The following is a 21,143-nucleotide window of genomic DNA, read 5'->3' as shown; positions in this document are numbered from 1 at the left end:
TGTAGATCAGACCATCGGGTGAAGATCGAATATGATCGCATGGTGCATAAACAACGCGACGCGATCAAGCGAATCTATGGCAGACCAGCTACCCTGATTTTACAACTGTATTCAGCCCCGAGCCGTCTGCCGCTTTGGGGGAGATGCTGTCTCAGGCTACGTGTCGCCTAGTTTGCCACGGAGGCGGAAACTTCCGCCAGGATACGAAGGGACAGCCCGCGCTTTTCCAGATGCGGCATGTGTCCACAAGCATCAAACGCATGGAGCGCGACATTTTCGGGCAGGTTTCGGGTGTAACGGAACGGCAATATCTTGTCCTGTTTGCCATATATGACGCGAACGGGAATTTCGAGCGACGCGAGATCGTCAAGAATGGAGATCGTCTGTGTGCCGTCCGCGAAGAAATGTTCGGAAAATACGATCATGGCATCGCTCAGCTGCTGGTCCTCACGTTGCTGAACAACAGCATTGATGAATGTCTCGGAAATGCTCGCCTTGTTATGAACCAGCTCGTGCAGCCATGGGGTGACGCTTTCCTTCGATTTTGCACGAACAAAGCTCTGGACGAACCCGACATTGATTTCCGGACCAATTCCGGCAGGTGAAAACAATCCCAGAGCGCGAATGTCGATATTGCCACGGTTGGCAAGGCGTACACAGACCGCGGCGCCAAAGGAATGCCCCACAAGGATCGCACGCTGGATATCGAACATCTTAAGCGTGGCCTCTATCATGGCGGCAATAGTGTCGATGTCCTGGACGGCCACCAGTGGGGAAGCGCCATGTGACGGCAGATCAATCGCCAACAAGGGCTGTTGCCATTGAGTGCCGGCAAAAAGCCCCCGCCAGTTGTTATGGTCCGAGGCAAAGCCGTGCAACAGCACGAGTGGCGTCCCTTCACCTTTGCGCAGCCATACGGCATTGAGTATGGATTCGCCTTCCGACCGTGGCTGCCTCGAAGCGACAATAGCTCCAGGAGCGGACGGGAGGCCTTCCAGTGCTGCAATGACATCCTTCTTCTGGATGCGTCCGCCTGGCCCGCTGCCGTCGATCAGGCCCAGGTCGATTCCGGCATCATTGGCCATACGTCTGGCAAGTGGCGTTGCAATGGCTCGTCCATTCTGACCGCTATTTACGGGTGTTCCAGTGGTGGCCGCCGATATATTTGCTGTTGCTGTTTGTGGTGCATTCTGCAGTGTGGACGGTGCGGAAGCTGCCGGGGCTGCCCTGACAGCGTCTCCCTTTGCGAACAGGCTGGCCACGCTCTGGCCAACTTCGATTTCATCAGTAGTGGAAGATTTCAGTATCTTCACCGTTCCAGCATGGGGCGCGTCCACCTCCACGACCGTCTTGTCATTATCTATCTCGAACAGGAGCTGGCCCTGTTTGACCTCGTCACCATCCTTGACGTGCCAGCGCGAAATCGTTCCCGAATTGGTCTCCAGACTGACTTTTGGATATATAATTTCAGTGGCCATGGGGTGTCCTGCAACAATTTGGCTTTCGTAGCCATCAGAATTTCACGGGGGGATGCTCTCTCAAAGGGCCTCTCTGGAATTACCCAGGAGCCGTTCCTGCAGTTCGGCAGCAAGTTCCTTCAAGGCAGGTCCGATCTCGCCGTAACAAAGGCCGCGCGGGGCAATATCGGTAATGCCGCCACAGGTAATTGCGACGAGTTGTGTCCCGTCGGTCGGGCGGAACGGTACCCCAACTGCATTGATATAGCTGTACCAGTCGCCGCAAGAGACAACAAAGCCATCTCGTGCGAAATCATCGAGCGCATGGTTGGTCAGTCGCAGAATTCGTTCCGAATGTTCCGGCTCTGATTGCAGCATTCGCTCCAGCAGAGCATCACGCTGGCTTTCCTCCATACCGGCATAATATGAAAGACCCATTGCGGTCTTCCAGAGAGGGAGCCGCGAGCCGACATTCAGGCGCAGGGAAACGGGATTTTCCGAGCGTGCGTTGGCGATGTAAACCATCTCCTGTTGTTCTCGCAGGCCCATAGCCACGGCAACTCCGGTTTTTTCGGCCAGCTTGCGCATTAGCGGCATCGCAATATGAACAACGACATTAGCGCTAAGACCGGAATAACCGAGTGCAATTGTTGCCGGACCGATACGATAACGCCCGAGCATTTCATCATAGTTGAGATAACCCAGACTGACCAGGGTGGCGGTCAGACGTGAAACCGTTGCTTTGGGAAGCCCCGTGCGATCGATCAGTTCCTGATTGCCCAGCGACAGGTCGTGAGGTGTGAAGCTGCGCAATATCTCCAGCCCGCGCACGAGTGCGCTCGAAACCTGAGCGGAATCTTTTTCCAGGTCCTGCGGCGTCGGTTTCACTCTTTTTCTCACGGCTTCTCCTGGCGTTTTCGGTGCAAGTGCAGAGTTTGGGAAGGGGAAATAACAAAAATGAAATTTAATTCCATTTATATTGACGACTCCCGTTTTGGTTGTCAATACTAAGTACAAGCCGCCGGAGAACGGTAACAAAAATATCCAGACGGGAACCAAGCATGTCGAACTATCTTTTCAGACGTCTCATTGCGATGCCATTCTTGATTTTGGGCATCGTGACAATTGCGTTCGGCCTGACCACGATAACAAAAGGTGATCCGCTCACCTCCATCGTCGCAGAGCAGCAGATGAACAATCCGGAAGTGGTTGCCGCAGCAAAGGCCAAGTGGGGTCTGGATCGCAGCCTGCCGGAGCGTTACTTCATCTACCTGAAAAATCTCGCAGCTGGCGATATGGGCACGTCCTTCGTGACCAAGCGTCCCGTGAGCACAGATTTGCTTGCGCGGCTACCTGCCACCATGGAACTGGTGATCGTGGCGATGATCATCGGGTCGGTGATCGGAATCACACTCGGTATTCTCGCCGCCTATTATCGCGATAGTGTCATCGATCATCTGGCAAGGCTTTTTGCACTGTTCGGATCTTCCTTGCCCGTTTTCTGGCTCGGCCTTGCGGTTCTGTTCGTTTTTTCCGTTCAGTTCGAGATACTGCCAGGGCCGGGCCGGCTCGACCCAAGGATGACGCCACCAGCTGCAGTGACGGGTTTCATGACCATCGACAGTCTGCTGGCAGGTGACGTCGCAGCCTTCCGTGATGCTGTTGCCCACCTGATCCTCCCTTCGATGGTACTCGGCTGGGCGGTTGCCGGTACGATCTCCCGTCTTGTCCGTGCGAACATGCTGGATGTGATCGGGCGGGAATTTATCCTCACGGCACGCGCAAAAGGGGCAGGGGAATTGCGGGTGGTGTTCCGCCATGCATTGCGCAACATCCTGGTGCCGGTTCTGACAGTCGTCAGCTATTCCTTTGCCTATCTCATCACCGGGGCCGTGCTGACTGAAACAATCTTCGCGTGGCCTGGCCTGGGCTCTTATGCCGTTGAGGCAGCCAGAGCGCTCGATTTCCCTGCCATTATCGGTGTGACGATCGTGGGAGGGATCATGTTCCTCATGACGAACCTGTTGACTGACGTCGCCTATGTGGTGGCCAACCCGCGCGTGCGCCTGGGTTAAGGGGGAGTTATGGTTGCTTTATCAAATACGATAACACGCCAGTTCAGAATACCGGGCTGGTTTACACTGCCTCTTCTGATCGGCATTCTCGTCGTCGGTTTCTGGCTCATAGCGACGTTCATTGCGCCATATATGACGCCCTATGATCCACTTCAAATGGCAGGCCGTCGTTTGCAGATGCCAAGCTGGTCCCATTGGCTTGGAACGGATGCTCTTGGTCGCGACGTGTTGGCACGCACACTGTATGGCGCCCGCCATTCGTTGCCGATTGCACTGGTCGTAGTGGTCAGCGCAGTCATCATCGGCGCGCTCGCCGGTGCTGTTGCCGGATATCGAGGCGGTTGGGTCGATGCAGCCATCATGCGGCTCGTTGATATAACACTGTCTTTCCCGCCAATGTTGCTTGCCATGGCCGTGGCCGCGTCGCTCGGCCCCGGTCTGGAGAATGCGGCGATTGCCATGGTCATCGTCTGGTGGCCGGTTTATGCCCGTTTGATGCGGGCACAGGTGCTCGAAGTCCGGGAACGCGAGCATGTCGAAGCTGCCATTGCCGCTGGTGCTGGCAACGGGCGCATTCTTTTCAAGCATATTCTTCCGCTCTGCTGGACCCCCGTATTAATCAGCGCCACCATGGATCTGGGTCAGGTCATTCTGCTGGCCGCTTCACTCAGCTTCATTGGCCTCGGCGCAACGCCGCCCACGCCGGAGTGGGGGTCGATGATCGCTGAAGGCGCAGTCTATTTTTACAATTGGTGGATCGCCATGGGGCCGGGGCTGGCGATTCTGACAATTGTTCTGGGCTTCAATTTCATCGGCGATGGTCTCCGCGACTATTTCGATCCGCGCTCCAGATGATCGGGGAATAAGATGTCAAACCTCAATAAGAGCGCCAGTCTGCTTCGTATAGATAACCTGCGGGTTGGTTTCGGTCGTGATGGATTGATCCTGGATGCAGTGCGGGGCATTAACCTCGAACTTGAACGCGGCGAAGTGCTGGGGATCGTCGGCGAGTCCGGGTCGGGAAAATCCATAGGCATGCTGGCGGCGATTGGACTGGCGCCTCCAAATGCCAAAGTAACCGGCTCGGTTACCTTTCAGGGGCAGGAACTGGTGGGAAGGTCCCGCAGGGAAATGCGCGGTTTAAGGGGTTCAAGGATCGCCATGATCTTTCAGGACCCGCTATCATCGCTGAATCCGGTGATGAAAATCGGCGATCAAATCGTCGAAGCGTTACAACTTCACCAGAAGGGGCTGGGCCGTAAACAGGCGCTTGCGCGTGCGGTGGAATTGCTGGAGCTGGTTTCGATCCCGCAACCCGATCAGCGGATCAAGCAATATCCGCATGAGTTTTCCGGCGGTATGCGCCAGCGTGTCATGATCGCGATGGCCGTCGCCAACAATCCGGATCTTCTTATCGCTGATGAGCCTACCACTGCCCTCGACGTGACCGTTCAGGCACAGATAATGGCAGTCTTGCGCGATCAACAGAACAAGCTGGGCCTGGGACTGATACTCATCACACATGATCTTGGTGTGCTCGCCGGTCATGCCGACAAGGTGGCAGTCGTCTATGCCGGTGAGGTCGTGGAAAAGGCCGGGATATATGAGCTTTTTGAAAACCCGCGTCATCCCTATACACGTGGCCTGATCGCCTCCATTCCAACACTTGGCGATAGCGGCGGAAAGCTTTTTTCCATTGATGGAGCACCTCCGGTCCCCGGTGCATTTCCCCGAGGATGCGCTTTCCATCCCCGCTGTCCCCATGCGCAGGCGATTTGCCGGGAAAAAGCCCCGGACTATGAACGGTTCGAGGAACATATATCGGCGTGCCATTTTGCCGGAAGCTTGCCGCCCTTCAAACGCGACGTCAAAGTAAAACTTATGGAGGGGTGCACTCATGAGTGAAAACTCCACGGCAATTTCATTCTCTCCAACAGGGGCGGAAACCGCACTTTCGGTTCGAAAGCTGCGAAAGAGTTTTCCCGTCAAAGGTGGCACGATCATTCAGCGAGACATTGCCGAGGTCAAAGCCGTCGATGACATTTCGTTCGACTTGCGCAAGGGAGAAACCCTGGGCCTGGTAGGAGAATCCGGTTGCGGAAAGTCCACACTTGGCCGATGCATTCTTCGACTGGTCGAGCCGTCGGATGGGCAAGTCCTTTTCCAGGGTAACGATATTACGAAGCTCAATGCGCGTGAAATGCGCGCTGCGCGCAAGCACCTCCAGTTTGTGTTTCAGGACCCTTTCGCTTCCCTTCATCCGCGTATGCGCATCGAGGAAAGTATCGCGGAGCCGTTGCGCATCAGCGATCTCACGCAGACGCAGCGAAAGGAACGTGTGCAGGAAATGCTGGGTCTTGTGCGGCTCAACCCGGAACATGGCAAACGCTATCCCCATGAGCTTTCCGGCGGGCAGCGCCAGCGCGTCGTGATTGCACGAGCATTGGCGCTCAATCCGCAAGTCATGGTGCTGGATGAGCCCGTCTCTGCACTCGATGTCTCTGTTCAGGCAGGGGTCCTGAACCTCCTTCAGGATATTCAGGCGCAGTTCGGGACGTCTTATGTATTCATCGCCCATGACCTGTCGGTTGTTCGCCATATCTCGCATACCGTCGCCGTCATGTACCTTGGCCGCATCGTGGAAAAGGCTCCCGAAGCCCGGCTTTATGGGCATCCGCTGCACCCTTACACGCAGGCCTTGATGTCGGCTGTGCCTCTGGCCGATCCGGTGATCGAGCGCACGCGGCAGCAGATATTGCTTAAAGGTGACGTGCCAAGTCCGATCAATCCGCCTTCCGGCTGTCCGTTCCGTACCCGTTGCTTCAAGGCGCAGGCAATCTGTGCCGAAGTGAGGCCTGAATTGCAGAGCCGGGGAGGCGGACATGAGGTGGCATGTCACTTTCCGGACGAATGGCGCGCAGCTTCCTGATTTTGTTTCACCAATTTGAACGGGCGACCGCTCGAGAAGGATACGAATTTGAAAATTATGAATGAAATAAAAGAGCCGGGCTTGCCCGAAAGCAATGCGGCGTTGCCACTTGCGGGGATAAAGGTCCTGGACTTGTCGCGGGTGCTCGCCGGGCCCTGGGCGACGATGAGCCTTGCGGACATGGGAGCCGAGGTCTGGAAGATCGAAAACATACAGGGCGGTGACGATACCCGTGCCTGGTCAGTGCCCAACTACAAGGGAGCAAGCACTTATTTTTTGTGTGCCAATCGCGGCAAGAAAAGCCTGGCTCTCGATCTCAAATCCCGTGAAGGGCTGGAAATCATTTACGAACTGGCCAAACAGGCAGACGTGGTTGTCGAGAATTTCCGGGCTGGGACGGTCGAACGGCTGAAGATCGATTACGAAAGCCTGAAAGCGCTCAATCCAGGCATCGTTTATTGCTCGATTTCCGGTTATGGCCAAACCGGCCCGGAGGCTCAGCGACCGGGTTACGATTTCGTCGTGCAGGCAGAATCCGGCCTGATGTCGATTACGGGGCAGGTCGATGGTGAGCCGACGCGTATCGGCGTTGCCATGACCGATATCGTTGCCGGGATGGTTGCCACGCAATCCGTCCTGGCAGCCCTTTATCAGCGCAGGACGACCGGGGTTGGTCAATATATAGACGTTTCACTTTATGAATGTGCGCTTAATACGTTAATCAATGTTGGCAGCGCGCATCTGAACGGGGGCCATGTTCCTGCCCGTTTCGGCAATGCCCACCCAACCGTCGTTCCCTACCAGATTTTCGAATGTTCCGACGGTGCGTTTGCGCTTGCGGTCGGCAATGATCGCCAGTTTGCAATTCTTTGTGAGCAAATCATCGGTCTGCCCGGACTGGCAGCGGACGAGCGTTTCAGAACGGCAAGTGGACGTGCTGTGAACCGGGCCGCCTTGATCCCGCCAATGGCGGAACGCTTTCGGGCAAATACCCGCCAGCACTGGATGTCAGTATGCCTGAAGATGGGCGTCCCTGCCGGGCAGGTAAAAACGGTGCCGGAGGCTTTTGAAAGCCCGAACGTAAAAGCCCGGCATGTGGTGCAAAAACTGGAGAGCGCGTATCTGGGGCCCATCTCGCTGGTGCGCCCCGCGCAAGGTCTGAAAGCGCAGGAAAAGGCTGCCTACAAGGCGCCGCCGATGCTTGGTGAAGACAGTGTCTCTGTACTCGAGAAAGTTCTCGGGCTGGATGAAGAACAGCTGGCTGATTTGATCGCAGCCGGTGTCATTTATCAGTATCAGCCCACCGCTTGCGAATAAGGAAAATGGAAATGCAGACCCAGTATCCAGATGTAAAGCTCTTCATTGACGGAACGTGGCGCGATGGATCGCGTGGCGAAACCATCGAGGTCCTCAATCCCGCGACTGATGAGGTCATTGGCCATATCTCCAAGGCCACGACGTCTGATCTTGACGATGCGCTGGCTGCTGTCGATCGTGGATTTGAGACATGGAGCAAGGTTTCCGCTTTCGACCGCTATAAAGTCATGCGCCGCGCTGCCGACATATTCCGCAGTCGCGGTGAAGAGGTAGCGCGTCTGTTGACGATGGAACAAGGCAAACCGCTCGCCGAAGCGCGGATCGAAGCCTCTGCTGCCTGCGATTTGATTGACTGGTTCGCGGAAGAGGCGCGCCGCAGTTACGGTCGGATCGTACCGCCACGTCAGGCTTATGTCATGCAGGCAGAGGTCAAGGAGCCAGTCGGTCCTGTCGCGGCGTTCACGCCCTGGAACTTTCCAATCAATCAGGCTGTTCGTAAAATTTCGGCAGCTTTGGCGGCGGGGTGCTCCATCCTCCTGAAAGGCGCTGAAGATACCCCCGCTGCCCCTGCAGAACTGGTCAGGGCATTCGCAGAGGCTGGCCTGCCTGATGGCACGATCAACCTTGTCTATGGCGATCCAGCTGAGATTTCCGCCTATCTCATCCCCCACCCGATCATCAAGAAAGTGTCTTTTACAGGTTCTACGCAGGTCGGCAAACAACTGGCGGCACTCAGTGGCCTGCACATGAAGCGTGTCACCATGGAACTGGGAGGACACGCGCCGGTCATCATAGCGGCCGACGCCGATGTCGCGCAGGCAATCAAGGTTGTATCTGCGTCGAAGTTCCGAAATGCGGGGCAGGTCTGTATCTCGCCCACCCGCTTCCTGATCGAAAATTCAGTATATGACGAAGTGGTCGAGGGACTGACGGTTTATGCAAAGTCATTGAAGGTCGGAGATGGGCTTGAAGCTGGTACGACGATGGGACCGCTCGTAAATGCCAAACGCGTGAACTCCATGGAACGGCTGGTGCAGGATGCAAGGGAGCACAAGGCACGAGTAGTCACTGGTGGCGAGCGTATTGGTAACCTCGGCAATTTTTTCGAACCAACAATCCTCGCCGATGTGCCAAAAGAAGCTGCTATCATGAACGAGGAGCCGTTTGGCCCGGTAGCGTTGTTGAACAGGTATGATACGCTGGACGAAGCGCTGAGCGAAGCCAATCGTCTGAATTATGGCCTGGCGGCTTATGCATTTACTGGATCGTCGGCAAATGCTGCTCGAATCTCGTCCACGGTTCGCAGTGGAATGATTACCATAAATCATTACGGTCTTGCCCTACCGGAAGTGCCGTTCGGCGGGATCAACGATTCCGGCTATGGGACGGAAGGTGGTGCCGACGCACTTGAAGCCTATCAGAACACGAAATTTGTTACCTTCTTGCAGGCTTGAAACTCTGCATTATGGGAATGCTCTAAGGACCGTATGTTCATTGAGCATTCTCATCTAATATTTGCTCCGCCCTAAGTATCTGATATATTACCGGAAAATAAATTCTACTGTTGAGGAATGCCGGGCAGCCCATTGAGCTGACGCCTGGCGTCGATGAGGCCAGGCAACGACGCCGCGCCGAAGAAGAGGCTACGGCTCCAGCACAGTCTTTGTCCAGTCGCGCAGTCATCTCGACCGCCTAATCACCGGCATCCGCTCCGATCGGCCCTCAGTTCCCGGCGTCCTCATCACCGGGAGCGATCGCTAGCGGATAGCTCGTGCTGCGACCGCCGCCCTGATCTTTCGTCAGGATGTCTCGCTGAACCAGATCGTTGATGTCGCGCAACGCCGCATCGATCGGTGATTGACCAACGCATCAAAGAGCTGGAATCATATAGGGCTTGCCTGATAGAGGGCGCTTGTTAGCTTGGCAGAGTTCGCACGTTGCTAGCGCGAGGCGTTTCGCAACTGGCCGAAGAGCCGCTTCCTTCTTAGCTGCTCTCGACCTTCATGGCGGTCGTTTATCCTGGTCAATGACATCGTTTAAGGTGGACGGTAGGATAGCGGGGGTTTTCGCAAGAATTGCCATCTTCGCGAATAGTCGACTTTGGGTGATGGAATGAATAAGCCAATATTATTCGGCGCTGACTACAGCGTTTATGTCCGCATTTCGCGCCTCGCTCTTCACGAGAAAGGTGTCGATTATGAACTGATCCCTATCGACATATTTGCTCTGGATAAAGTGGCGTCGAACTATCTTGAGAGGCAACCGTTCGGGAAAATTCCGGCGTTCGAACATGATGGTTTTCGCTTGTATGAGACTGGAGCCATTACCCGCTATATCGATGAAGCGTTTCAAGGATCTCCGCTCCAGCCATCGACACCGAAGTTACGGGCTCGTGTGAATCAGATCATCAGCATTGCAGACAACTACATTTACCCTCAGCTGGTTTGGGGAATGTATGTTGAGCTTGTTTCCAAGGCAGTGAAAGGCGAGCCAACTGACGATACCCGAATAGCGACAGCGCGGGCTAATACGCCCGGTTGCCTGAATGTGCTTTCGAGCCTTTTAGGAAATGACACCTGGTTTAGCGGTGATAACATATCGCTCGCTGATCTTTATGTAGCTCCGATGATCGATTACTTCTTGATGGTGCCAGAGGGACCGGAGATGTTCTTTAAAAAAGAGAATCTCGCGGGATGGTGGCATGGCATACGCGTTCGTGAAAGCTTTCGAGCAACGCGTCCCATCAACTAGCGCTTCTGTCGCTGACATTTGCCGCGTTGCTAAACCGCTCTTGGAAGCGGTCACTAATCTAGGCCGTGCACTCATAAATAGGCTAGCTATTTGAATGGATTAGTTATTAAAAGGTCTCGGATTTGGAGGTGTTGGATGTCACATCGCCGCTATGAACTCACAGAACGGGAATGGTCGATTATTGCGCCGCTGCTGCCGCGAGCGGATAGCGTTTTTGGTCATGGACAGTCTTCCCAAGGGTTGAGGATGGTTGCACCAGTGGGCTGAAAGTCCGCGACGTTACGCGTGACGACAGTCATACCGTGTACGAGGGCGGTTGCCGCGATGAGCGCATCCCGTTCACTACGCTTGTCATGAACGTGCAGTCGAGCACATCGCATGGCAACGGCTGTATCAACAGGAAGGGTTCGCTCAACGAATTCAGGCAAAACGTGCTGATCCAACCACGACCGCAACATCTTCCCTTGGCTGAAATCCTTTCGTTCGATCTGACGGATTCCAAGTTCCAGTTCCATGACAGTGATCACGGAAACATATAAATCGGCAGCATCGACGCTTTCAGACCATGCTGTGACTTTCGGATTGGCCATGCCATTCCTGACCTTGCGCAGTTCCGACACCACATTCGTATCAAGGACATACATCATGAGAAGTCGGCCGGCTTGATACCGATAGTCGCCCGAGGCGCTTCAAATTCAATATCAGCAACACCGGGCATTGCCAGTGCATCCGCGATATTGCGCCGCTGTCTCGCTAGTCGTTGATATTCTTCGATGCTCAATAGGACATGCGCGGGCTTACCACGATCTGTGATAAACACCGGTCCATACTTTGTTGCCTTTTTGGCGCGAGTTACGTCTTGGTTCAACTCGCGGCTCGAAAGGGTCGTGATGGTCATACCATACCTCCTATATCGAATTGTTTTGTAGTTATGTTACTACATTAGGTCAGGATTGCAACTCTTTCCAGCCTTCTTGGTGCATTGAGGTTGGCTTGTCCGGCCTCCGATGCAGCCTTCAAGTTGTCGCGGGCCTGTATGGGATTTCGCGGATCGGCTCAAAATCATTAAAGTGCTCTGAGGCACTTTGTTCAGGTCTGGTTTTCCCTCCTGTCTCAATCGACAGTGCGCCATACTCTCCTTTACACCCTCCTATACCTTCGACGCCTTACAACCAGGTTATCTGCCCGCTGTGGGAGTTCCGTAGCTCCACCTTTCACCAGCAGCGCCCAGACGATGCGGGCGAGCTAATTGGCAAGGGCGACGATCACTAGCATACGAAGCTTCCGTGCCAACATGCTTCCAAGCCTGGAGCCCTCTGGCAAACACGGTAGGTGGCTTGCCACACCACTGAACTAACACCGAGAACAAGCAAGCGTCGTAGCGTTCGCTCGCCCATTTTCGATGTTGCGCCGAGCTTCTGCTGTCCGCCGGTAGATCGCTGGAGTGGAGTCAGCCCGAGCCACGCGGCAAAATCTCGACCTTTTTTTGAAGGTCGATTGCTGGAAGTCCTTTATCAGGAACGTATTGATATCGCTTCGACACTTGGTCCGCAGGTTCGAACAATTTTTGAACATTTCCATCTCTCATTTCATTTCCCCGTCAGTTCAATTTCGCAGATGAGCCAGGAGATGCATACAGCGGGCAATGGCGGTACCGGACAAGCAACCGCGGATAGCCGCTATGTTACCGAAGACGTGCCATTCGGTCTTGCGATGACTGCCAAGCTCGGGCGTCTGGTCGGAAAGCCGGCAGAATTACACGAAACCGGTGTAAAGGTCTTCTCGGCCATGTATGGCCGCGACTTTTCCGCTGAAAACGACTTGCTTTCTGCACTCACAATGGATGTCCTTGTGCTCGAAGAACTGGTTTTGCTTTGCAAGAATGGTTATCCTGCAGGCACTTGACCCGTAATGGAAAATCATAGAATGCTTCCGTAATAAAATTGCGGGATTTGGCAATTTTATTGCATTTCTATATTTCTGCCCGTCGCCAGGTCCGGCCACACATCAAGGTGAGAGTTGCGAAATTGAACCAGGATTTTCTTCAGCATTTCCGTCGCGAGCTTGACGGTTTGAAATCCGATGGCCTCTACAAGTCGGAACGCGTCATTACGTCAAAACAGTCGGGCACCATTGAAGTGGCCTCTGGAGAGCGGGTGCTTAATTTTTGCGCCAATAATTATCTCGGGTTGGCTGATAATGAGGAATTGACTGCAGCCGCCAAACAAGCGCTCGACCGCTATGGCTTTGGCATGGCATCGGTGCGCTTTATCTGCGGGACCCAGGAAGAACACAAACAGCTGGAGGCTCGAATTTCGTCCTTCCTCGGAATGGAAGATACCATCCTGTATTCCTCCTGTTTCGATGCCAATGGGGGCTTGTTCGAAACTTTACTGGGTGAAGATGACGCCATCATTTCGGATGCACTCAATCATGCATCGATCATTGACGGTGTCCGGTTGTCCAAAGCTAAACGCTTCCGTTATGCCAATAATGATATGGCATCACTTGAGCAAGAGTTGAAAAAAGCCGAGGGATCGCGCTTCAAGCTGATTGCCACTGATGGTGTTTTTTCCATGGACGGCATCATTGCCAACCTGCAGGGCGTTTGTGATCTGGCGGACAAGTATGGTGCCATAGTCATGGTAGATGACAGCCACGCCGTCGGTTTTGTCGGCGAAAACGGTCGCGGTTCAGCGGAATATTGCGGGGTAGAGGGACGGGTCGGAATTATCACCGGCACACTTGGCAAGGCGCTGGGCGGTGCGTCGGGCGGTTATACCTCGGCCAAGGCGGAAGTCGTCGACTGGCTGCGTCAACGCTCACGTCCCTATCTGTTCTCCAATACGCTTGCGCCTGTCATTGCGGCCGCTTCATTGAAGGTCTTTGATCTGATCGAACAGGGCGGAGATTTGCGTAACCGGCTCAAGGCTAATGCCGAACTGTTTCGTCGAGAAATGACCAGGCTGGGTTTCACTTTGGCAGGGGGAGATCACCCCATCATTCCGGTAATGCTGGGCGACGCGGTGCTTGCGCAGGAAATGGCCGCACGGATGCTGGACAAGGGCGTTTATGTCATAGGTTTTTCTTTTCCGGTTGTGCCGAAGGGGCAGGCGCGTATTCGTACGCAGATGTCGGCTGCCCACTCAGAGCAGGATGTGCGCCAGGCCATTGCAGTGTTTGAACAGGTCGGCCGCGATCTCGGTATTATCCAGGGAGCCTGATATGACCAATATGATGAAAGCACTGGTGAAGGCCAGGCCGGAACCTGGCCTTTGGATGGAGCATGTGCCGGTTCCCGAGATCGGCCCCAATGATGTGCTGATCAAAGTCAAGAAATCGGCGATCTGCGGTACTGATGTGCATATTTGGAACTGGGATCAATGGGCGCAGAAGACCATTCCCGTCCCAATGGTAGTCGGTCATGAGTTCATGGGTGAGATTGTCGAGATCGGATCGGCGGTCACGAAGTATAAGGTTGGTGAGCGCGTTTCAGGTGAGGGCCATATTGTGTGCGGCAAATGTCGCAATTGCCGTGCCGGTCGGGGGCATTTGTGCCGTAATACGTTGGGAGTTGGGGTTAATCGACCGGGTTCCTTTGGTGAGTTTTTCTGCCTGCCTGAATATAACGTTGTCGCTATTCCCGAAGATGTGCCAGATGAAGTCGCCGCCATTTTCGATCCCTTTGGCAATGCGGTTCATACAGCGCTTTCCTTTGACATGATCGGTGAGGATGTGCTGGTCACTGGTGCGGGGCCGATCGGTATCATGGGTGCCATGGTTGCCAAGCGTTCCGGTGCCCGCAAGGTGGTGATCACCGATATTAATCCGATAAGGCTAGAACTGGCCCGTAAGATCGGTATTGATCATGTGGTTGATGCTTCAAAAGACAATCTTGCCGATGTGATGAAATCAATTGGCATGTCGGAAGGTTTTGATGTTGGGTTGGAAATGTCGGGCGCCGCTTCCGCTTTCAGAGATATGATCGACAAGATGAACAACGGCGGCAAAATTGCCATTCTTGGTATTCCCGCGGCCGGTTTCGAGATCGACTGGAACAAAGTCATATTCAAGATGCTGACGTTGAAAGGCATCTATGGCCGTGAAATGTTCGAGACATGGTACAAAATGATTGCATTTGTCCAGGGCGGGCTTGATCTGGCGCCAGTCATTACCCATCGCATTCCTGTCACTGAATTTCGCGACGGGTTTGAAGCAATGCGTTCTGGCAACTCTGGTAAAGTTATCATGGATTGGCATTGAGGTCATTGGAGACCGCAAATCCCGTTTCGCTATTCATTCTTCGCGCCGGGGCATGAAGCGTGTACCTCCGGACTTTTCGAGAAGGCGCACGAGGTTCTGGCCGCCTTCCATCATATCGGCCTGAATGGATTCCCGCACCTTGTCCGATCGGCGTTGTCGAAGATATTTCAAAACCGCCAAATGCTGATGTTCCGCCGGGTATGTTGGCGGGGCATCTGGATAATGAAAGTTCAAAAGAGGGCCGTTGCGCATCCATATATCATCGAGAATGGCCAGCACTTCGGGCAGTTCGGAGGCGTCGTACAAACCTCGATGAAACTGCCAGTTCGCCTTGACAGCGTCCGACCAACGCCGCTCTTGCTCAGCGCGGATCAACTCTTCATGGACGACCTCAATCCGATCAATAGCAGATTCGGAAATTCGCGTTGTGGCATGTTCTGCCGCAAGCCCTTCCAGAAAAAGTCGCACCGTGCGAAGCTCGATATACTGTTTGGCCGTCATGTGGGCGACGATGATGGACTTGCCAGCTTGCATTTCCAGCGCGCGACCCCGCACGAGCTGCATCAAGGCTTCGCGTATTGGTGTCTCTGAAACACTCATTGCTGCTGCCAGTTCCCGGATCTTGAACCGGTGACCGGGCCAAAAACGCCCTTCCATCAGCGCTTGCCGAAGGTTGTTGTAAACCAGCCCGGTCAGGCTGTCTCGGGCAACAGGCCCAACCCCCTTTTCGTTCTCACCGGACGGCTGTTCAATATCGCTCATCATTCAATCTCGGTTCAAATCATTCAGTTTCCGCATATCATATAGATGAGGCGCCGCCCACGTTAATCTAAAAAGGCAATCTCCTGTGCCGAGTACGGAGGTATGCGTTGGAATACCAAGGCGATCCGGTTCAGGTTGGTCCTATGAAAAGTGAGCAGGCAGAAGCTCCAACTATTTACTCTGGCGTATTTCCCGTTGTGAGGACAATTCTCCTTTTTCTGGAATATCCCCAGCCGAGGGAGATGAGTACCGCAGCGTTGTTACTGGAATTCACATGACCACGAAATAGCGCTTGCGTCCGACATTTAAATATATGATATATCATAATTCTAGGCAGAGCAATCTGACGGCGCAATTATTCGGGCAATGACCCGGACACCTCATCCGGCTCTCACCAAAGAGTAAAGGAGCCTTCATGCAGAAGCGCTGTCCATATTCCGGGGCGCAAGTGGACGGAGCGTGCTCGTGGGTAAAGAGCGCACCGCGGAATTTTCGAAGCGGTTATCGAAAAGATGCGCCTGAAAGCAAATGGATGGTGCGGTTCGAACGGCACCATACTGACCAGAATCGCCATGATGGCTGTGGGAGGAGCTAGAATGATTATCGTTACCGGCGCAACGCATGGTATTGGCCGAGCTTGCGCGGAGCTGCTGGTTGGCCGGGGGCATCGTGTCCTGGCAACCGGGCGAGATGCCGAGGCAGGCGAACAACTGGCGGCTTCCAGTGAAATGATCAGTTTCATACAAGGCGACGTCGGATGCGAGAATGATTGCCGCCGCGTCGTTGAAGAAGCGCTTTGTCTTGGCGATGGAAGCATTACCGGGCTCGTCAACAATGCAGGTGTCGGGCGCCGGATGCCGTTTGGCGCCGCAGGTAGTGCTGATTGGGACGAAGTGATGAGCATCAATGCCCGTAGCGCCTTCCTCTTTACACGCCATGCGCTGGAAGGATTGAGAAAGGCACGTGGTTCTGTCGTCAACATTGCCAGCGTCGCGGGTAAGCAGGGCGAGGAAGGCCTCGCCATATACTGTGCGTCGAAAGCGGCAGTCATCGGGTTAACGCAAGCACTCGCGCTGGAATTCGGCGACGAGATCCGCTTTAACGCTATCTGTCCGGGACAGATTGCAACGCGTATGATGCAGAAGGTTCTGTCCAATCCTCTCCGCAAGCGCCAGCTCGAACAGCGCATTCCAGCAGGCCGTGTTGGTCAACCGCGGGAGGTCGCGGAAGTTGTGGCATGGCTACTTTCGGACGCCTCTTCTTATGTCAATGGAGTTGTCATGAGCGTAGATGGCGGGGAAACCGCGGGACTTATGACACCGGAACCGGTTACCTGATCGTTTCCCCGTCAGTACCAGGAAACCTCGACCGCATAATTTTAAGCACAATCGCCTTTGCCGTTTCTTCTCAGGCGGGTTTGTGCTTCCACGCGCAAGATGAGCTTGAAGGTGTAATGATGGAAATTACTGGCAAGACGCAGATAATGCTGATGTTGGCTGACCCGGTGGGCCATATACGGGGATCGGCCCTCATCAACGATCATTTTGATAAGATGGGATTGGATGTGGCGATTGTTCCGCTACACGTCGCGCCGGAGGACTTGTCTGCAAGTTTGCATATGATCAGTCGCATCAAGAATGTTGTTGGTCTGGGCATTACTATTCCCCATAAGATCGCGGCGGTTTCGCTGATGGACGAACTGACCGATACGGCTCGCCGTCTAGGCGCGGTAAATTTTGTACGCCGGAACGCAGATGGAACGTTTACTGGACACAACATAGATGGCGAGGGCTTCATTTGCGGTTTGCGGAAGAATGGCTTTTTGCCGGAGGGCAAGAAGGCCATGATGGTCGGCACGGGCGGTGTCGGTCGTGCCATTGCTTTCGCCTTGGTAGAGGCAGGCGTTGCGGAGCTGCTCATCGCCAACCGCACCCATGAAAAGGCGCAGGAACTGGCAGCGGACATTGTGAAAGCCATTCCTCATGCTTCTGCGCACGCAGTGGCGGTCAATGCAAAAGATAAATTCGATGATCTCGACCTTCTCATCAATGCGACCTCTCTCGGCATGCACGCGGGCGAACCATTGCCGCTCGATCTTGCCGGATTGAGGGAGGAAACTACAGTTGCCGAAGTCATCATCCATCCGAAAATGACGCCTCTACTGGAAATTGCCTCGAAGCGGGGATGCCGGATCGTCACCGGCGACGCCATGCTTCTTCCACAACCCGAACTGGTCGCGAAGTTTGTGTGTTGTGCATAGACGTTTTAGTGCAGCATCGGGCTCATGTTTGAGCAGCGAACGTTTTGCGACCTTGACATTCCGATGTCACCTGAACTGGAAATCAGCTATAACGCTGTTGCTGCCTATCGCTCCATCAAGTTATGCGATTGCATATCGTGATATGAAATATCATTCATGTACAATAAGTTGGAACCATGTATCCAAAAAACGGCTTCGCTTTAATCCATCCAGATAAACCAGAAGCTCCGGCCCAAGCTCGACAGGTTGCAATGATGCAACGTCGGTAGGGCTTGTTTCCGATACAAGGCCAGTTTCTTGAAGGATCGCTTGACCGTTAGAAGACAGAAGAAATGTGATCGCCTGTTCCGCGATGTTTGCGTGTCTACTTCGATCCGGGATGAGCGCGGTCCAGGGTAGAGCGACAACGTAATCCTGTGGTATGATCACTGTAAAATTTCGTGCGTCATATTGCCATTTGCTCACGTCTGACAACGACACGTTATAGGCAAGATCGATGCTGCCAGCTGACAACGCTTGTAACAGTTCTTCACTCGTATCGAAAATTCGCGCTTGTGATGCGCCGAAGGCGCGGACGATACGCCAGAACAGCGGTGATCGGATCGAATCCTGAGCTGCCAGTGTGTAACTGACATTATCAATGCCAATATTGACGACCCCGACACGGCGTTGAAAACGCGGTGCGTTTTGCTCCAACAATCGTGCAAGTTCAATGCGTGTCGTTGGCAGTTCATTGTCGAGCGCGCGACGCCTGACAACGCTCACCGCTGGATCGAAACCGATGCTGAACAATTCGCTACGCCAATGAGCTTGTGGTGTTAAACCTGCATTGCGAACAATTCCATTTCTTGGTTGCGCGCCGCCTTCATTGGCGATGAGCACCGCAAGATCGGGCGTCGAAAGGATAACGAGATCGGCGGTGCTCGCTTCTTCAGCGCCAGCAAGAAGCCGCGAAGTCCATTCACCCGGTCTGATCTGCCGATAAGCAATGTTCACACCGGGCAGTTGACGCGCAAGACCAGCCTGTACGGGGGCTATGGTTTCGGGTGCGATGTCGCCGACAATCTGAAATTCGGGTTTTGAAACCGGGTCATTTTGCGCATGCGTGTTATGCCATGAAGGAACAATCAATATCAGAACGGCACAGAATTGCAGGATAATGCGTTTCATGCGCGCTGCTCCGGTGTCGTTGCGGGCAATGTCACCAGCACGCTTGTTCCACCACCTTCGCGGTCACGCAGTTTAATCTGGCCGCCCAACGCTTCCGTAACCATTTTTGCTATCGACAAACCAAGGCCGGAACCGGGCTTTGATTGATCCGCTCGGACGAAACGCTCGAAGACACGGTCTTTCATGTCGGTCGCAAGCCCTGCGCCTCTGTCATGAACACCAAGGGTGATCGTAGCTCCATTCTGGCTAAGGCTGATAGTAACAGGGCCGCGCGCATGAATAAGTGCGTTTTCGACGATATTGCGGATCATTTCTCTGAGGCTGATGGTTTCGCCATTCACATAGAGCGGCTCATCGGGCATATCAAAGCTGATGGTTTGTTGCAAATCGAAATAACTGCCTTCAGCGCGCAGTCTTCGGACTGCTTCCTGTGTAACCTGCCGCAGATCGAGCGTTTCGAGTCTCCGTGACTGAATACTGTGTAGTGTAGTCGCCTCAGATAAAAGCTGATTTGCAAGAAGACTTGCGCTTATGGAATTGGCATGGACACGGGCAAGGATTTCTTTTTGCCGGTCTGGATCAGTTTCTTCGAGCGACAGTTCGGTCAGGGCACGCAAGGCGGTAAGTGGGGTCCGCATCTGATGAGCTGCATCGGCTGTGACCAGCTTTAATCCGGCAAGCACATCGTTCAGCCGCCCCATGAAATCATTGAGCGCTGTGACAAGTGCGCTGACTTCCTTGGGAATAGGACCAGCAACCGGGTTAAGGTCGGATGAGGAGCGCTGGCGCAGATCAGACTCAACCGTCCGCAGCGGTCTGAATGCAAACCGGATTGCGAGCCAGATAAGGACCAGTGCGAGCAAAGCCACTCCAAGCGCAGGCAAGAGAGTGTTGAGGCTTAGTTGCAAGGTTAGCTGCCTCCGCGCTTCGCGCGTTTCACCCACCAGAACATCGACCCAGCCGCCGCCTCTTGCGTCGCTGTGATAGCGTGCGACTGCGGCAATTCGTATTTTTTCACCGCGATAAACACTGTCACTGAGGCGAACGCGGCTATTGTTGCCATGCGGAATTTCGAGCCCGAGAGTAGGCGAACCGGTCAGGAGGCTGCCATCGGGTGCCACGACACGATAGAAAATGCGATTGAGGCGCGAAGTGCCCAAAATGGAAAAGGCCGAGTGTGGAAGATCGACGCTGAGCGCACCATCCTGCAGAGTTATCGTGTCTGCGATCGATAGGGCCGCCGCCCCAAGAACACGGTCAAATGCTTCATCGGCTGCACGATGCGCATACCAGCGGCCAAGAAAGAAGAGCAGAACGGTGACGGCAAGCAGCGTCAATCCACTGCCCACCAAAATGCGGCGCTGGATCGAATATTCCCTGTTTGCGGCTCCTTTGACCATCAGAGTTGCGGCGCTTTAAGCCGGAGCAAATAACCCACGCCGCGTTGTGTAACAATCTCAACTTTGCTGTTCTCGAGCTTCTTCCGCACGCGTGAAACCAGCAGTTCGATAGCATTGGGTGTGCCGGTATCTTCATGGCCAAACAGTTTCAGAACCAGCATATCTTTTGGAACCGTGACATTGAAACGGGTGGCAAGCATTTCCAGAACGTCGAATTCCCGCCGCCCGAAATCCAGTGGATCGTCCCCCTGCATCACTGACCTTTGTGTCAGGTTGATCGATAATTCGCCGATCCGCAAAACTGGTTGCGCCACGCCCATATGCCGTCGTGCGACTGCTCTGATACGGGCAACAAGCTCCCTGAGATCGAAGGGTTTGACCAGATAATCATCAGCGCCAAGCTCGAGAAGATCGATCTTGTCGGCAATCTGATTGCGCGCTGTGATTACCAATACCGGGCATGACAAGGATTGTTCTCGCATACTGCGCAGGATGGCAAAACCGTCACGTCCGGGAAGGTTGATGTCGAGTACGACCAGATCAAAGGAGCCATTCACAGCCAGATCTTCCCCCTGTATGCCATCATAGACAGTCGTGACAGAGTGGCCTTCTTTTTCAAGCTTTGAAGCAATAGCAAACGCAATATCGATTGTGTCTTCTACAAGAAGGATACGCATGTGGTGTTCGACGATTCTATTCAAGGTTTTCGGGACGACAGGATTCTGACAGTTAAAATTGCTAGTATCTGAGACAATACGG

20 protein-coding genes and 1 pseudogene are annotated in these 21,143 nt (G+C 54.1%); 12 read left to right on the top strand and 9 right to left on the bottom strand.

Going from position 1 to position 21,143, the window contains the following annotated elements:
• Nucleotides 1–167 precede the first annotated feature (167 nt).
• The gene (locus AAE521_RS12975; RefSeq protein WP_342061505.1) at nucleotides 168–1,478 is read right to left on the bottom strand and encodes an acetoin dehydrogenase dihydrolipoyllysine-residue acetyltransferase subunit; all 1,311 of its coding nucleotides are present in this window, start codon (nucleotides 1,476–1,478) and stop codon (nucleotides 168–170) included.
• A gap of 60 nt (nucleotides 1,479–1,538) precedes the next feature.
• The gene (locus tag AAE521_RS12970) at nucleotides 1,539–2,357 is read right to left on the bottom strand and encodes an IclR family transcriptional regulator (RefSeq protein WP_342061504.1); all 819 of its coding nucleotides are present in this window, start codon (nucleotides 2,355–2,357) and stop codon (nucleotides 1,539–1,541) included.
• A 161-nt stretch (nucleotides 2,358–2,518) separates the two neighbouring features.
• Here AAE521_RS12970 and AAE521_RS12965 point away from each other — a divergent pair, with 161 nt between their 5' ends.
• The 7 genes from AAE521_RS12965 (at nucleotide 2,519) to AAE521_RS12935 (ending at nucleotide 10,529) form a co-directional block, all read left to right on the top strand.
• Nucleotides 2,519–3,532 (top strand): ABC transporter permease, encoded by a 1,014-nt coding sequence (locus AAE521_RS12965; RefSeq protein ID WP_342061503.1) that lies wholly within the window; start codon nucleotides 2,519–2,521, stop codon nucleotides 3,530–3,532.
• A 9-nt stretch (nucleotides 3,533–3,541) separates the two neighbouring features.
• The gene (locus tag AAE521_RS12960; protein ID WP_342061502.1) at nucleotides 3,542–4,387 is read left to right on the top strand and encodes an ABC transporter permease; all 846 of its coding nucleotides are present in this window, start codon (nucleotides 3,542–3,544) and stop codon (nucleotides 4,385–4,387) included.
• Nucleotides 4,388–4,399: 12 nt separating this feature from the next.
• Nucleotides 4,400–5,437 (top strand): ABC transporter ATP-binding protein, encoded by a 1,038-nt coding sequence (locus tag AAE521_RS12955; protein ID WP_342061501.1) that lies wholly within the window; start codon nucleotides 4,400–4,402, stop codon nucleotides 5,435–5,437.
• Nucleotides 5,430–6,461, top strand: coding sequence for an ABC transporter ATP-binding protein (locus tag AAE521_RS12950; protein ID WP_342061500.1), 1,032 nt, complete (start codon nucleotides 5,430–5,432; stop codon nucleotides 6,459–6,461). Before AAE521_RS12955 ends, AAE521_RS12950 begins: the two co-directional genes overlap by 8 nt.
• 57 nt (nucleotides 6,462–6,518) lie before the next feature.
• The gene (locus tag AAE521_RS12945; protein ID WP_342061499.1) at nucleotides 6,519–7,778 is read left to right on the top strand and encodes a CaiB/BaiF CoA transferase family protein; all 1,260 of its coding nucleotides are present in this window, start codon (nucleotides 6,519–6,521) and stop codon (nucleotides 7,776–7,778) included.
• An 11-nt stretch (nucleotides 7,779–7,789) separates the two neighbouring features.
• Nucleotides 7,790–9,232 (top strand): NAD-dependent succinate-semialdehyde dehydrogenase, encoded by a 1,443-nt coding sequence (locus AAE521_RS12940; protein WP_071632922.1) that lies wholly within the window; start codon nucleotides 7,790–7,792, stop codon nucleotides 9,230–9,232.
• Between the two features lie 658 nt (nucleotides 9,233–9,890).
• Nucleotides 9,891–10,529, top strand: a complete 639-nt coding sequence (locus tag AAE521_RS12935; protein ID WP_071632921.1) for a glutathione S-transferase family protein — start codon at nucleotides 9,891–9,893, stop codon at nucleotides 10,527–10,529.
• A gap of 218 nt (nucleotides 10,530–10,747) precedes the next feature.
• Here AAE521_RS12935 and AAE521_RS12930 read toward each other — a convergent pair whose 3' ends face one another.
• From AAE521_RS12930 to AAE521_RS12920, 3 genes and pseudogenes are all read right to left on the bottom strand, one after another.
• A complete protein-coding gene (locus tag AAE521_RS12930) occupies nucleotides 10,748–11,176 on the bottom strand; it encodes a type II toxin-antitoxin system VapC family toxin (RefSeq protein ID WP_342061498.1) in 429 nt (142 codons plus the stop codon).
• On the bottom strand, nucleotides 11,173–11,427 hold the full coding sequence (locus tag AAE521_RS12925; RefSeq protein ID WP_071633779.1) for a type II toxin-antitoxin system Phd/YefM family antitoxin: 255 nt from the start codon (nucleotides 11,425–11,427) through the stop codon (nucleotides 11,173–11,175). The genes AAE521_RS12930 and AAE521_RS12925 overlap by 4 nt, the downstream gene beginning before the upstream one ends.
• Nucleotides 11,428–11,777: 350 nt before the next feature.
• A pseudogene (locus AAE521_RS12920) lies at nucleotides 11,778–12,016 on the bottom strand (transposase); the annotation flags it as partial.
• Nucleotides 12,017–12,026: 10 nt separating this feature from the next.
• Here AAE521_RS12920 and AAE521_RS12915 point away from each other — a divergent pair.
• The 3 genes from AAE521_RS12915 (at nucleotide 12,027) to tdh (ending at nucleotide 14,792) form a co-directional block, all read left to right on the top strand.
• Entirely contained in the window at nucleotides 12,027–12,434 is a 408-nt protein-coding gene (locus AAE521_RS12915) for an NAD/NADP octopine/nopaline dehydrogenase family protein (protein ID WP_342061497.1), read from the top strand.
• Nucleotides 12,435–12,556: 122 nt separating this feature from the next.
• Nucleotides 12,557–13,753, top strand: coding sequence for a glycine C-acetyltransferase (locus AAE521_RS12910; protein ID WP_071633822.1), 1,197 nt, complete (start codon nucleotides 12,557–12,559; stop codon nucleotides 13,751–13,753).
• A gap of 1 nt (nucleotide 13,754) precedes the next feature.
• Nucleotides 13,755–14,792 carry an L-threonine 3-dehydrogenase gene (gene tdh, locus AAE521_RS12905; RefSeq protein ID WP_071633781.1) on the top strand — a complete coding sequence of 346 codons (1,038 nt, stop codon included), beginning with the start codon at nucleotides 13,755–13,757 and terminating at the stop codon, nucleotides 14,790–14,792.
• A gap of 33 nt (nucleotides 14,793–14,825) precedes the next feature.
• Here the strand turns inward: tdh and AAE521_RS12900 are convergent, their stop codons facing one another.
• Nucleotides 14,826–15,557: a GntR family transcriptional regulator gene (locus AAE521_RS12900; RefSeq protein ID WP_342061496.1), complete on the bottom strand. Its 732-nt coding sequence runs from the start codon at nucleotides 15,555–15,557 to the stop codon at nucleotides 14,826–14,828.
• A gap of 593 nt (nucleotides 15,558–16,150) precedes the next feature.
• On the opposite strand from AAE521_RS12900, the gene AAE521_RS12895 reads away from it, so the two are divergent.
• Both AAE521_RS12895 and AAE521_RS12890 read left to right on the top strand, forming a co-directional pair.
• The gene (locus AAE521_RS12895) at nucleotides 16,151–16,891 is read left to right on the top strand and encodes an SDR family NAD(P)-dependent oxidoreductase (protein ID WP_084094399.1); all 741 of its coding nucleotides are present in this window, start codon (nucleotides 16,151–16,153) and stop codon (nucleotides 16,889–16,891) included.
• Nucleotides 16,892–17,007: 116 nt separating this feature from the next.
• Nucleotides 17,008–17,814, top strand: a complete 807-nt coding sequence (locus tag AAE521_RS12890) for a shikimate dehydrogenase family protein (protein ID WP_167375573.1) — start codon at nucleotides 17,008–17,010, stop codon at nucleotides 17,812–17,814.
• A gap of 150 nt (nucleotides 17,815–17,964) precedes the next feature.
• On the opposite strand, the gene AAE521_RS12885 is transcribed toward AAE521_RS12890, so the two are convergent.
• The 3 genes from AAE521_RS12885 to AAE521_RS12875 are packed head-to-tail and all read right to left on the bottom strand — an operon-like array spanning nucleotide 17,965 to nucleotide 21,061.
• Nucleotides 17,965–18,984, bottom strand: a complete 1,020-nt coding sequence (locus AAE521_RS12885; RefSeq protein ID WP_342061495.1) for an ABC transporter substrate-binding protein — start codon at nucleotides 18,982–18,984, stop codon at nucleotides 17,965–17,967.
• Entirely contained in the window at nucleotides 18,981–20,384 is a 1,404-nt protein-coding gene (locus AAE521_RS12880; protein ID WP_342061494.1) for a sensor histidine kinase, read from the bottom strand. The genes AAE521_RS12885 and AAE521_RS12880 overlap by 4 nt, the downstream gene beginning before the upstream one ends.
• Nucleotides 20,384–21,061 carry a response regulator transcription factor gene (locus AAE521_RS12875; protein ID WP_071633785.1) on the bottom strand — a complete coding sequence of 226 codons (678 nt, stop codon included), beginning with the start codon at nucleotides 21,059–21,061 and terminating at the stop codon, nucleotides 20,384–20,386. The genes AAE521_RS12880 and AAE521_RS12875 overlap by 1 nt, the downstream gene beginning before the upstream one ends.
• Nucleotides 21,062–21,143: the final 82 nt, after the last annotated feature.

The sequence above is a fragment of the Brucella cytisi genome (genome assembly GCF_038433355.1).
In the GTDB taxonomy this organism is placed as follows: Bacteria; Pseudomonadota; Alphaproteobacteria; order Rhizobiales; family Rhizobiaceae; genus Brucella; species Brucella cytisi.
The sequence above is the reverse complement of the archived record's forward strand: the minus strand, read 5'-3'. Positions and strand labels throughout refer to the sequence as shown.

What these genes read in the sequence shown, in the direction of transcription:
- AAE521_RS12930 (WP_342061498.1), bottom strand. Translation starts at nt 11,176, where the DNA reads ATGATGTATGTCCTTGATACGAATGTGGTGTCGGAACTGCGCAAGGTC.
- AAE521_RS12955 (WP_342061501.1), top strand. Translation starts at nt 4,400, where the DNA reads ATGTCAAACCTCAATAAGAGCGCCAGTCTGCTTCGTATAGATAACCTG.
- AAE521_RS12935 (WP_071632921.1), top strand. Translation starts at nt 9,891, where the DNA reads ATGAATAAGCCAATATTATTCGGCGCTGACTACAGCGTTTATGTCCGC.
- AAE521_RS12880 (WP_342061494.1), bottom strand. Translation starts at nt 20,384, where the DNA reads ATGGTCAAAGGAGCCGCAAACAGGGAATATTCGATCCAGCGCCGCATT.
- AAE521_RS12940 (WP_071632922.1), top strand. Translation starts at nt 7,790, where the DNA reads ATGCAGACCCAGTATCCAGATGTAAAGCTCTTCATTGACGGAACGTGG.
- AAE521_RS12950 (WP_342061500.1), top strand. Translation starts at nt 5,430, where the DNA reads ATGAGTGAAAACTCCACGGCAATTTCATTCTCTCCAACAGGGGCGGAA.
- AAE521_RS12945 (WP_342061499.1), top strand. Translation starts at nt 6,519, where the DNA reads ATGAATGAAATAAAAGAGCCGGGCTTGCCCGAAAGCAATGCGGCGTTG.
- AAE521_RS12890 (WP_167375573.1), top strand. Translation starts at nt 17,008, where the DNA reads ATGATGGAAATTACTGGCAAGACGCAGATAATGCTGATGTTGGCTGAC.
- AAE521_RS12875 (WP_071633785.1), bottom strand. Translation starts at nt 21,061, where the DNA reads ATGCGTATCCTTCTTGTAGAAGACACAATCGATATTGCGTTTGCTATT.
- AAE521_RS12965 (WP_342061503.1), top strand. Translation starts at nt 2,519, where the DNA reads ATGTCGAACTATCTTTTCAGACGTCTCATTGCGATGCCATTCTTGATT.
- AAE521_RS12960 (WP_342061502.1), top strand. Translation starts at nt 3,542, where the DNA reads ATGGTTGCTTTATCAAATACGATAACACGCCAGTTCAGAATACCGGGC.
- AAE521_RS12895 (WP_084094399.1), top strand. Translation starts at nt 16,151, where the DNA reads ATGATTATCGTTACCGGCGCAACGCATGGTATTGGCCGAGCTTGCGCG.
- tdh (WP_071633781.1), top strand. Translation starts at nt 13,755, where the DNA reads ATGACCAATATGATGAAAGCACTGGTGAAGGCCAGGCCGGAACCTGGC.
- AAE521_RS12885 (WP_342061495.1), bottom strand. Translation starts at nt 18,984, where the DNA reads ATGAAACGCATTATCCTGCAATTCTGTGCCGTTCTGATATTGATTGTT.
- AAE521_RS12925 (WP_071633779.1), bottom strand. Translation starts at nt 11,427, where the DNA reads ATGACCATCACGACCCTTTCGAGCCGCGAGTTGAACCAAGACGTAACT.
- AAE521_RS12900 (WP_342061496.1), bottom strand. Translation starts at nt 15,557, where the DNA reads ATGATGAGCGATATTGAACAGCCGTCCGGTGAGAACGAAAAGGGGGTT.
- AAE521_RS12975 (WP_342061505.1), bottom strand. Translation starts at nt 1,478, where the DNA reads ATGGCCACTGAAATTATATATCCAAAAGTCAGTCTGGAGACCAATTCG.